General features: G+C 35.5%; 10 protein-coding genes. All 10 read left to right on the forward strand.

Annotated elements, in window-relative coordinates; all coding sequences use genetic code 11:
• Positions 1-497 precede the first annotated feature (497 nt).
• The gene (locus tag EDC37_RS11920) at positions 498-2,387 is read left to right on the forward strand and encodes an ABC-F family ATP-binding cassette domain-containing protein (protein ID WP_132551642.1); all 1,890 of its coding nucleotides are present in this window, start codon (positions 498-500) and stop codon (positions 2,385-2,387) included.
• Positions 2,388-2,587: 200 nt separating this feature from the next.
• The gene (locus EDC37_RS11925) at positions 2,588-2,917 is read left to right on the forward strand and encodes a PTS sugar transporter subunit IIA (protein WP_132551644.1); all 330 of its coding nucleotides are present in this window, start codon (positions 2,588-2,590) and stop codon (positions 2,915-2,917) included.
• Positions 2,918-3,123: 206 nt separating this feature from the next.
• A complete protein-coding gene (locus tag EDC37_RS11930; protein WP_132551646.1) occupies positions 3,124-5,043 on the forward strand; it encodes a BglG family transcription antiterminator in 1,920 nt (639 codons plus the stop codon).
• A 28-nt stretch (positions 5,044-5,071) separates the two neighbouring features.
• Complete coding sequence (locus tag EDC37_RS11935; protein WP_132551648.1) at positions 5,072-5,518, forward strand: PTS sugar transporter subunit IIA; 447 nt, start codon at positions 5,072-5,074, stop codon at positions 5,516-5,518.
• Positions 5,519-5,650: 132 nt separating this feature from the next.
• Positions 5,651-5,953: a PTS sugar transporter subunit IIB gene (locus EDC37_RS11940; protein WP_132551650.1), complete on the forward strand. Its 303-nt coding sequence runs from the start codon at positions 5,651-5,653 to the stop codon at positions 5,951-5,953.
• Between the two features lie 14 nt (positions 5,954-5,967).
• The gene (locus EDC37_RS11945) at positions 5,968-7,389 is read left to right on the forward strand and encodes a PTS galactitol transporter subunit IIC (protein ID WP_132551652.1); all 1,422 of its coding nucleotides are present in this window, start codon (positions 5,968-5,970) and stop codon (positions 7,387-7,389) included.
• 121 nt (positions 7,390-7,510) lie between these two features.
• Positions 7,511-8,860 (forward strand): sn-glycerol-1-phosphate dehydrogenase, encoded by a 1,350-nt coding sequence (locus tag EDC37_RS11950; RefSeq protein ID WP_132551654.1) that lies wholly within the window; start codon positions 7,511-7,513, stop codon positions 8,858-8,860.
• An 89-nt stretch (positions 8,861-8,949) separates the two neighbouring features.
• Positions 8,950-9,996 carry a 2-hydroxyacid dehydrogenase gene (locus tag EDC37_RS11955; protein WP_132551656.1) on the forward strand — a complete coding sequence of 349 codons (1,047 nt, stop codon included), beginning with the start codon at positions 8,950-8,952 and terminating at the stop codon, positions 9,994-9,996.
• 60 nt (positions 9,997-10,056) lie between these two features.
• Positions 10,057-10,755: an L-ribulose-5-phosphate 4-epimerase gene (locus EDC37_RS11960; RefSeq protein ID WP_132551658.1), complete on the forward strand. Its 699-nt coding sequence runs from the start codon at positions 10,057-10,059 to the stop codon at positions 10,753-10,755.
• 222 nt (positions 10,756-10,977) lie between these two features.
• Positions 10,978-12,075 (forward strand): GntR family transcriptional regulator, encoded by a 1,098-nt coding sequence (locus EDC37_RS11965; protein ID WP_132551660.1) that lies wholly within the window; start codon positions 10,978-10,980, stop codon positions 12,073-12,075.
• Positions 12,076-12,314 lie beyond the last annotated feature (239 nt).

A 12,314-nucleotide genomic window follows, 5' to 3' on the forward strand; every position in this document is an offset into this window, starting at 1 on the left:
AATGTGCAAACATATATGAAATGCCGCTAACCCTTGTAACTACAATACAGGATTAGCGGCATTATTGCTATACACTATTTGATTGATCGCTTACACTATAAGCGGCAGAAAGGGGGAAGCAAGCTCACAAAATAAATACATATATGGTCAGAGAAATATTTTATAAAAATGACGTTCTCATTTGCGCTGTATTCAATTTTTATACGTTAAGGTAAATTTATGCCTGATAAACAAAAACTCAATACAAGATAATAGGGAATAATATGATTTAAGTTGCTTCTGTAACAGCTTTAAAATTAGCGTCTAAATTATTGACATCGTAAAGGTCACAGATTCGAATTCTGTTAACCCCACCAGTGAAAAGTTACCCATGGATAAAGTCCATGGGTTTTTGTTTTGGAATAAAAATTTCCTGTTTAGTGATATTGCTCGTTATTAAATAACCACTGCTTGAAGATATGCTATAATTAAGAAAAAAGATATTAGGAAGATTAAATATGATTTTAACAGTAGAAGATTTGGCGAAGAGCTATGGCGAAAAAACATTGTTTGAAAATGTCAGTTTTTCTGTGGATAGCGGCGATAAAATAGGGGTAGTTGGTATAAATGGGACGGGCAAGTCAACACTTTTGCGTGCCATTGCTAAGCTTATACCAATAGATAAGGGCAAGTTTATTCCCATGCGCAATATTCGTATAGAATATCTTGACCAGGATAGGACTTTAAATAAGGAAAATACTATTTTGGCAGAAGCGTTTCGCGGCTCGCAGGACATAATGAAAACTTTGCGTGAATATGAGATAGCGCTTATACAGGTTAAAGAAAATAAGGAAGATAAAAAGCTTTCTGGGCAATTGGTGAAGCTTTCTGAGAAAATTGATGAACTCAATGGCTGGCAGCTTGAAAGCGATGCCAAAACTGTGCTCACTAGATTGGGAATAAATGATTTCACCAAAAAAGCCGGGGAACTTTCCGGTGGGCAGCAGAAACGGCTGGCTTTAGCGTCGGCGCTGATCCAGCCATGTGACTTGCTGCTACTGGATGAACCGACTAACCATCTTGATATAGAAGCGATTGAGTGGTTGGAAGATTATCTAGGTAAACTTAAGTGTGCAATTATTCTTGTCACACATGACCGTTATTTTTTGGATGCGGCGGTAGCAAAAATACTTGAACTTGATAGGGGAAAAGCTTATTTATATACTGGTAATTACAGTGATTTCCTTGAACAGAAGATTGAGCGGACTGAACGTGAAAATGCATCAGAGCAAAAAAGACAAAACTTTTTGCGTAATGAACTGAAATGGGTACATCGCGGTGCGCAGGCCAGATCAACGAAACAGAAGGCAAGATTGCAGCATTTCGCAGAAGTAAATGCACAAACTGTAGATGCGCCGAGGGAAGATATCCAGATATCTTTAGGCAGCGGCCGCCTTGGCAAAAAGATTATAGAGATTGATGGAATTTCTTTTAAGCGGAACGATAAGGTTATATTAAAAGATTTTTCTTATACGGTATTGCGTAACGACAGAGTCGGTATTTTAGGCCCAAATGGCATAGGTAAATCAACGTTGCTCGATCTTATTGCCGGTAAATTAACACCGCAGTCCGGTCATATCGAAACAGGACAGACTGTCAAAATAGGTTATTTTACCCAAAAGAATACTGAAATGGATGAAAAATTACGCGCTATAGAGTATATAAAACAGGCAGCCAGTTATATAACATTGAATGATGGGACGCGCATCACAGCCTCGCAGCTGATGGAAATGTTTTTGTTTGACGGAACTTTGCAATGGACGCCTATTGCTAGATTGTCTGGTGGAGAAAAAAGACGATTATATCTTTTGCGTATACTAATGGCGGCACCTAATGTTTTGCTGCTTGATGAACCTACCAATGATCTTGATTTACAGACTATGGCTATTTTAGAATCATTTATTGACAAATTTGACGGAGCAATAATATTTGTATCACATGATCGGTTTTTTGTTGACAGACTTGCCAATAAGGTTTTTGCCTATGAAGCGGGCGGTCACTTACGGCAGTATACGGGCGGGTATTCTTATTACAAGCAAATAAAAGAACAAAAAGTGCAAGAACCGGAAAACACAACTGTAAATAAAAATGCGGCAGTAAAAAAAGAAAAAACTGTTTCGACTGTGAAGAAATTTACATACAAAGAAAAACGCGAGTATGAACAAATTGAAAATATTATAGCGCAGACAGAAGCTGAATTGAAAATTGTGGAGAAACAAATGGAAATGAACGCCGCTGATTATGAAAAAATAAGGGAATTGAGTAATCAGCAGAGTATTTTAAAGAAAAAATTGGATGAGTTACTTGCGCGGTGGACTTATTTAGAAGAAATAGCAGAAAATGATTGAAAGAATTCAATATCTCTTTAGGCAAATAATTTCTTTGTGGTAGATAAAAACAAAGGAGTAAATATACTGTAGGGCGAAATAATATGTTATAGTAAAGCACAGCTTATTGTTTTGACCAGGCTGCGCATAATATGGTATGTGTTTGGCTAAGTATTATTTAGGAAAATAGTTTTTAAAATCATTTGCTGGGAGGAATTCTTTTGAGACGAAAAAAAACGGTAGATAATGAAAACGTATGCCTTGAAATCGTGAAAATGGCCAATAATGCCAAAACAGGTTATCTGCAAAGCATTAAGCTGGCAAAACAAAAAGAGTTTGAAAAGGCTGTTGAGAAAATAAACGAATCTGATGAGTATTTCAATCAGGCGCACGATGTTCATACAAAATTATTGCAATCTGAGGCTGACGGTGGTAAAACAGATGTGGATCTTTTACTTGTCCATGCAGAAGACATAATGATGAACGCGGAAATGAGTAAAATATTTGCTATGGAAATAATAGATTTATATTTGCGATTGTCCGAGAAGTAATAAATATTTGATAATGTTTTAAAAATGGCTTATGCGAATTTGGCATAAGCTATTTTTTTTGTTTGATTTCCGCAATTAAACATAATTTACGGAAGATTTTATTAATAAGGAAATGAATTTAACAAATTTCGAATATATACGGAAAAAATTTAAACTATGTAGGAACCAAACTGTTTGTTAAAATTAAAGCACAGAGGAGAAAGAAAATGGATAAGCAGAAAAGGTTAAGGAAGATATTCGAAATATTGCGAGCATATCCTGATGGCGTAAACGGTGAAGTGATTTCACGGCAAGTTGGTGTCTCATCGAGAACAATTCGTTCTGATATAAAAATGCTGGAAAAGATGATAAAAAAATACGCTGTTACGATAAAATCCGCACCACGCAAAGGTTATTTCATGAAATGTGAGCACCCTTTTTTAGCTGATAAATTTATTAAAGATAGCATGATAAGCAACCCAACAGTTGCGCAATCCAGTGGTAAGCCTGAAGAAATCATTATTTGTCATTTGCTGTTAAATGATTATATGGATACTACTGTAACGCAGACCTGTCTAGCAGATGAACAGTATATAAGTCTTTCTGCCTTGAAGTTGTATTTTAATAAATGTAAATACATATTTAATAAATACAATTTAAAAATAGTCCATTATAAAAAAGATGGAGTGAGGATATCAGGAGAGGAAGGGCAGATTAGAAATTGTATATTTGATTATGCCGATAAGAATAAAGATTTTGCTGAAAAAATATTTTCTTCGATAGATATGATTTCTATTGATGAAGTTATAAGCAAGGTGCTCAGGGAACAGAAAATGCAAATACCCGATATAGACAAAGCGAGTTTGTGTATCCATGTTGCCATAGCTGTTTCCCGGTCGAAATATGGAAAGAATATTTATTACCCAATAAGTATAGTAAAGAAAATCGACCAAACATTTGAATATGATGTCGCAAAAGACATTCTTGAATATTTGTATACCGTATTGGGAATAGATATTTCATATAACGAAGTTTATTATGTGACGCAATGTCTTTTGACCAGTAAAAAATTTTTTAATACAGCCACTTCAATGGAAAATCTCGAAGCTAAAAAAATAGTTCATGCCATCTTGAAAAAAATAAAGGATGAGCTGTTAATAGATTTTATGGATGATAAATATTTAATAGATGGATTGGTACTACATCTAAATATAGCCATAAATCGTATCCAATTTCATATGAATATACGCAATGAATTATTGGAAACTATAAAAAATGATTATCCATTGGCATTTCAAATGGGAGTTATAGCTGGTCAGGTCGTCAAGGTTATAAATAAAATAACCGTAAATGAAAATGAAATAGGTTATATAGCACTGCATTTTGGTGCTGCTTTGAGTAGAAAAGGCATAGCTGAGAAAAGATGTTTATCTAAAAAAATTATTATTGCTTGTGCAGCTGGATTGAGTATAGCAGTTTTATTGAAAGCAAAAATTAAGGAATATTTTCAGGAACGATTAGATATATTGGATGTTATGCCTGCTTATAGCGTAACGGCAAAAACTTTGGAAAAAGTAGATTATATATTTACCACAGTGCCTATAGACAGTATAAAATCCAACAAAATAATTACTATCAATAATATATTGCAAACAGAAGATATTAATAAAATAGAGAAAATAGTTTTTGATAATAAAAGTATAAATAAAGCATACTTACAGGAATTTTTACATCCACAGAATTTTTTTGTAGATAAAGAATTTGCGAATAGAGATGAATGTATACAGTTCTTAACGGAAAATGCTATACATAAAGGGCTCATGAGTGAAAAGACAAAAGCATCTGTGTATGAAAGGGAAACAGTTTCTTCAACGGCTATTGGGAACATGGTTGCCGTGCCACATCCTATATATAACGATATGAAGGTATCCTTTATTTCAGTGCTGCTTCTCAATAATCCGATACAATGGGATGAGTTTCTTGTCCAGGTGGTCTTTTTATTGAGCATAAAAAAAGGTGATAATAAATTATGGGAAACAATATTTCTTAAATTAAATGACTATATAAGATCTAAAAATGGTGTTGAGTCAATGTTGAAAAATAAATCATATGATATGTTCTTACAAGAATTTAGCAGCATGTTCTAGGGCTGTGTATAAAGGGGAAATATAGAGAATGGATGCAGATTTGATAAAAATTAATTTAGATGCTACAACGAACAGCGATGTTATTAAAGCACTGGGTGAATTGATGAAAAGAAAGGAATATGTAAAGGATAGCTATGTAGATGCTGTGCTCAATAGAGAAGCCACGCTTCCTACGGGTTTAAATATAGGCGGAACATGTGTGGCAATTCCACACACAGACCCTGTCCATGTGAATGCTCCCGCGATTGCGGTTGGCCTTTTGAATACACCTGTAAAATTCCATAGCATGATTGCACCTGACCAGGAGCTTGACGTTAGGGTTGTATTTCTGTTGGCAGTAAAAGATCCTAAAGAACAAGTTGAGCTTTTAACTAAATTAATGGCGCTTTTTCAAAACGTTGAAACGTTACAAAAAATAGAGATGGCAAATGAAAGAGAAGAGATAGCAAAAATAATGGAAAAAGCTATTTCTTAAAAATACACAATTACTTTATTTGCTCCGTGGATAGAGTAGTTCTATGGAAAAAGTATTGTTTATTACTAACGCGTTTAATCTTGCAGGATTAATATATAGCAAATTATTATTTATAATTTTGGAGGAATTATTATGGAAAAGGTAAATATTTTATCAGTTTGTGGTTCTGGCACAGTTACGTCATCAATGGTGGCGGGAAAGTTAAAAGAAAAATTGAAAGAAAAGGGTTATATTGTATCGGCAACTGAAGCAAGACCAACAGAAGCCTTGAATCTGGCAAAATCGGGTAGGTTTGATCTCATTACCTTTACTAGTCCTTTGGCTCCGGGCGATTACGGAATTCCGACAATTAATGCTTTTGCATGCCTTACAGGAATCGGGGAAGATGAATTTTTAGCAGAGGTTTTGCAAACAATTAAGAATATAAAAAAATAAAGGAGCATTAAATTATGGATTCTGTATTAGTTCTTATGAAGTATATTATTGACACATTTGGCTCAGCTATCATTGTGCCGATAATAATATTTGTAATTGCCAAAATATTTAAAGTATCTACGCAGAAATCATTTCTCTCTGCCGTTTATGCGGGTGTTGGCTTACAGGGTTTTACACTGTTGCTGAATTCATTTACGCCAATAATCACACCGGTAATAAACCAAATGGTTAATTCATCAGGTGTCCATCTGCCAGTATTTGATGTTGGCTGGCAGGCAACTGCACTTGTAGCTTTTTCTACCAGTGCGGGCATGATTTATCTTGGCTTAGGTATAGCACTTCAAACAATATTATTCCTTATAAAGTGGACAAAAATCTTTCAACCTTCTGATCTGTGGAATAACTATTCTTATATGGTTTGGGGCGCGATGGTTATCGGTGTCACTGGCAGTTTTGCTTTAGGAATTGCTTGTATGGTTTTGCTCAATTTATATTCACTGCTGATTTCTGAACTAGTAGCAAAAAGGTGGTCTACTTATTACAAATATCCAAATTGTACGATTATTGCTATGCATAATGTAGAAGCTACTATTTTTGCTGTGATAGCAGATCCTATATACAATCTGTTTGGCCTCAATAAAGTTAAGCTCAATCCTGTTTATTTGCAAGAAAAATTTGGTTTTTTAGGTGAACCTATGACGTTAGGTCTTTTCCTTGGTGGCTTTATTGGCGTGTTAGGAAATATACACGATATTTTAACTTTAGCCGCATGGGGGCAAATTCTAAAAGTAGCAATTGCTACAAGTGCTGTTATGGCTATTTTCCCGAAAATCGCCAGTATGTTTGCACAGGCTTTTGCACCTATTACAGAAGCTGCACGTAAATTTATGCAAAAGAGTGGTAATAGAGAATGGTACATTGCGGTAAATGATGCTGTCGGTTATGGTGAACCAGCAACACTCATTTCCGGGTTGCTGCTCATTCCTATAATGCTCGTAATGGCAATAATTCTACCTGGAAATAATACACTTCCAGTAGTTGATTTGCTGGCACTGCCTTATATGGTGCAAGGACTTGTAGCTACACATAATGGTAACATTTCTAAAATATTGATATCAGGAACTATATGGTTTGGTTTAGGTCTTTATGTCTGCACATATACGGCGCCGTTGTTCACTAATATGGCACTTGACGTAGGGGTAGCTATTCCTGCTGGGGCAATGCTTATAACAAGTTTCAATATTTTAGGTAAACCACTTATGGCACTTGTGTTTTTAGCTTTTCTGACGGCCAGTCCAATATTTATTGGAATTGCAACAGTACTGTATTTCGTTTTGTGGGCTTTGTTTAAGAAAAATAATGATAAAATCAATGATTATCTGCAAAGACAGGCTATGAAAAATGCTGGTGCTGAAGGTAATGACGTAGCTGCTTAAAATAATTAAATTGATGGATACACTTAAAGTTGTGTATCAGTTTCTTCTAATTGTTGTGTATTGTGGTGACAAATGAAGTAATAAGATATTTAACGGTAATAAAATTTAGGGGGCATATTTGATGGACTGGGAAAAATATTTAAATAAAACAATAAATTGTGACTGCGGACATACACACGAATGTGATATACAACATATCGATATAGGCGAAAATGTAATTGAAAAATTATCAGATTATGTAAAAGAACATAAATATAATCATATTTGTGTAGTTGCAGATGTGAATACAGAAAAAATAGCTGGATCAAAAGTTTATGATGCGTTGGCTAAAGCAGCTGTCAAATATGATAAATTCATATTTGCTGACGAAGACCTTGTTCCTGATGAAAAATCTATAGGCCAGATGTTTACACAGATACCTGATAATTGCGACTTGATAATAGGTATAGGTTCAGGAACACTAAATGATTTATGTAAATTTTGCTCACATAAAATGAAGGTGGATTATTTTATTGTTGCTACAGCACCGTCAATGGACGGATATGCCTCGGATGTAGCACCGCTTATTGTCAACAATCTAAAGACAACATATGAAAAGGTTGGCCGTCCTAAGGTGATTCTTGGTGATACAGATATTTTAAAGGATGCCCCATTGAGGATGGTAACGGCTGGTGCTGGTGATATTTTTGGTAAGTATATATGCTTGACCGACTGGCAATTGGCACATATTGTAAATGGTGAATATTATTGTCCTTTCATTGCAGATATTATGAAGGAAGCTGTGACTGCAGTGGCAAAGGCTGCAGATCATGGTATTGCTGAACGCGATCCTAAAGCTATAGGGGCTGTTATGGAAGCTTTGGTGTTGGCCGGTGTGGGAATGAGCTATAGTGGTAATTCCCGTCCAGCTTCCGGCAGTGAACATCATATGTCCCATTACTGGGAAATGAAGTTTTTGCAACGTGGTGAACATGGTATTTTGCATGGGACGAAGGTAGGCATAGGAACTATTGTATCCCTGCACTTGTATAAATATGCTGCGAAAATGTTAGCAGACACAACACTGCTCAAAAAATCGGCACCTAAATTTGATAAGGCATCATGGAGTAAAAAGATGTTAGACATTTATGGACCAGCAGGCCCAAGTGTAATTGCTTTAGAAGAAAAAGTTGCCAAAAATGACGATAGTAATGTGCAAAAAAGACGGGAAAAGGTTATTGCCAATAAAGAAAAAATACAGGGGCTAATAAAACAGCTGCCTTCGATTGATGAAACACTACAAAGAATGAAAAAAATAAAAGAACCATACAAACCTGAACAAATCGGTGTGACTGAAGATATGCTGAAAATTGCCATTATGTATGCAAAAGAACTGCGTAACCGTTATGGCCTCTTACAATTGCTTTATGATTTTGGACAGATAGAGGATGCTGCAGAAATCGTTAGCAAACAGATAATGAAATTGGATTAAATAAAAAGAATTATGTGTACCCTGCTGGTGAATGTAGAAATATGTGGGGTACACGTAAGCTTTCTTTGTAGATGGAAAGAAGGGTAATTATGAAAATTGTAGTTGTCGGTGATGCCCTAGTCAAAAGCGATGATTTGGAAAAAGCCGCTCAACATATGAATTTTACAGAACCTGTTGAAGTAAAGAAACTGGAATGGTTTTCTGATCTTCCTAAAGATAAATTCCAAGAAAAGATAATGCAGATTGAAAAAAATGGGCCGGAAAATATGGAGCTTCCCGAAGGAATGCTGGAAGAAGTCAAAGATGCACAGGCTTTATTGGTACATTTGGCACCTGTGAGCAAAAGAGTAATGGAAGCAGCCACAAAGCTACGCTTAATAGGTGCTTGCCGCGGTGGTGTTGAAAATATTAATATAAAAGCTGCGGAAGAACAAAAAATACCAGTTATCCATGTTATAAGAAATGCAGAGTCAGTGGCTGATTTTACATTGGCTTTGATGTATGCGGAAACGCGTAATATAGCAAAGGCTCATCATGCTATCAGAAATGGTGTATGGCAAAAATCGTTTTCTAATGATGCTTATCGAACTACCTTGAAAAGATTAAAAGTGGGTTTGATTGGTGCAGGCTATATAGGCAGGCTTGTATTGAAACGGTTAAATGCTTTGCAAATTGCGACGGCAATATATGATCCTTACGTTAAGAAAAGTGAGTTGCAAGAAGAAGGATTAACCGCAGAATTTTTGACACTTGAAGAACTTTGCCGAACTTGTGATATTATCTCTTTACACATGCGTGTGACACCGCAGACTTCGGGCATGATAAATAGATCGCTTATATCATTGATGAAGCCAAATGCATACCTAATCAATACTGCCCGGGCAGAAATATTAAACCGTAACGATATTATTGATGCTTTGAAAAACAAAAAAATAGCAGGTGCAGCTTTTGATGTTTTTTGGCAGGAACCTCTGCCCAAAGATGATATTCTCATGAAACTAGATAATGTAACATTGACACCGCATATAGCAGGAGATACTATCGATGCTATCTCGCATGCGCCTTATTTACTGCGGGATGTGATAAATGACTATTTCACTAAAGGAAAGAGTAAAATGCAGGTTAACAAATTCTGATAAATGATATATAATGTATAACAACAATTTAATATGTCATACATTATAGGAGGGTATCAAATGCTGGATAAGTTAAAAAAGATAGTTTTTGAAGCAAATCAATTATTACCTAAGTACAAAATGGTAACGTTTACATGGGGGAATGTATCGGGAATTGACAGAGAAAAGGGACTCATTGTCATAAAACCATCTGGAGTGGATTATGACAATATGAAAGCTGATGATATGGTTGTAGTGGACTTGAATGGAAAGGTAGTAGAAGGTGATTATAATCCATCTTCTGATACGGATACACATATAGAGTTGTATAAAGCCTGCGCTGATATTGGCGGAATTGTCCATACACATTCACGTTATGCCACTTCATGGGCCCAATCATGTCAAGACATACCGGCACTTGGTACCACACATGCAGATGATTTCTACGGACCTATACCATGTACAAGAGCAATGACAAAAGAAGAAATAGCTGGCAGCTATGAAAAGGAAACCGGAAAAGTTATAGTAGAAACATTTAAAAAAAGAAAAATCAAAATGACGGATATTCCTGGAGTTTTAGTTTATTCACATGGCCCTTTTGCATGGGATGAAGATCCGCTAAAGGCTGTAAAGAAAGCAGTTATACTTGAAGAAGTAGCTTTTATGGCATATCATACGGTGACGTTGACGGGGAAAAAATCCTCCATGCAACAGGAACTTTTGGACAAGCATTATTTACGCAAACATGGCGCAAATGCTTACTATGGTCAGAAAAAATAAAATTGTTTTAGGCGACTGAATATTTAATAATATCAGTCGCTTTTTATTTGTATTGATTGCAATTAATTTTTGGTAGAAAGAAAACATAAATATGAGATTCAGCCAGTTGTAGCTGATTGATAACTGTACGGTACAGTAAATATAAAATCTAGACAAATCGATAAAAATCATTCATAATTACACATATATATTGTTAATTATAAAAATGGGGCATTTTACTGTATGAAAAACATTCCTAAATATGTGGAAATAATGAATTGGCTGGAATCGGAGATAATGAGTGGCGGTTTATCTCTCGGAGAAAAAATTCCTTCCGAAAATGAATTGGGCACAAAATTTGCAATAAGTCGTCAAACTGTACGGCAGGCAACAAGTGTATTAGAAAGCAGAGGGCTACTCGAAAGGCGCCGTGGTTCTGGAACATATGTGAGATATTCTCCTGAAAATGAAAATGCTCCCGCTGAATCATCTATAAGGACAATTGGTGTTGTAACAACATATCTTAATGAATATATTTTCCCGGCTATCATAAAGGGTATAGATGAAGTTTTGATAAAAAATGATTATTTTGTCCAGATGTCATTAACTTATAACAACATGGAAAGGGAAGCAGAGGTACTCACTAACTTACTTGTCAAAAATGTTGAGGGTTTGATTATTGAACCGGCTAAAACGGGGCTGCCTAATATAAATAAAAATATATATGAACAAATAATACATAGAAAAATACCATGCGTATTTATAAATGCAATTTATCCCAATATGAATATCCCTTGCGTGGCAATGGATGATTATGCCTGTGGCAGAGAAGCGGTGAGATGCCTCGTGCGAAATGGGCATAGGAAAATTGGCGGTCTTTTTAAACTTGATGATATGCAGGGAAGGCTAAGATATGCCGGATGTGTAGAGGCTTTGCGAGAAAATGGTATAAGCTTTGCTGAGGGAAATCTTATATGGTATACAACAGAGGACAAAAATGAATCCTTTGTGCGGCATTTCGGTGATAGAATCTTGAAAATAACAAAAAATTCTACAGCGATGATTTGTTATAATGACCAAATGGCAAAGAAAGTAGCACGGGTTTTGTATGACCATGGCAAGCAGATACCGACAGATATATCATTGATTAGTTTTGATGATTCTGATTTTGAATTTCAAATGGAGTTTGGTTTTGGTCTTACAACTTTTAGGCATCCTAAGGAAAAATTGGGGCATGTTGCGGCAGAAACTTTGCTGTCATTATTAAAGGGGGAAGTTGTCGGCAATGTGAAGTTTCCGCCTGAACTTGTTGAGCGGTCATCAATAAAGAAAATATGTTGAAAATGGGATCTATCAACTTTTTGCTGGTAGGTCCCATTTTCAGCATATTTTTTTACTTCTAATGATAAACTTCTACTAATTTAGTATATACATCATTTTTTCAATAAATATTAAAGCGATATTTTATATTGTTTAGCTGGAAAAAGATAAGGTATAATATTTTTCGCAAAATTAAATAAAGACATAGGCCTCGTCTTTTGCTAAAATTAAGTCGCCAAACAAAACCCGCAAAGGAGACG

Source organism: Pectinatus cerevisiiphilus (assembly GCF_004341685.1).
GTDB lineage: Bacteria > Bacillota > Negativicutes > Selenomonadales > Selenomonadaceae > Pectinatus > Pectinatus cerevisiiphilus.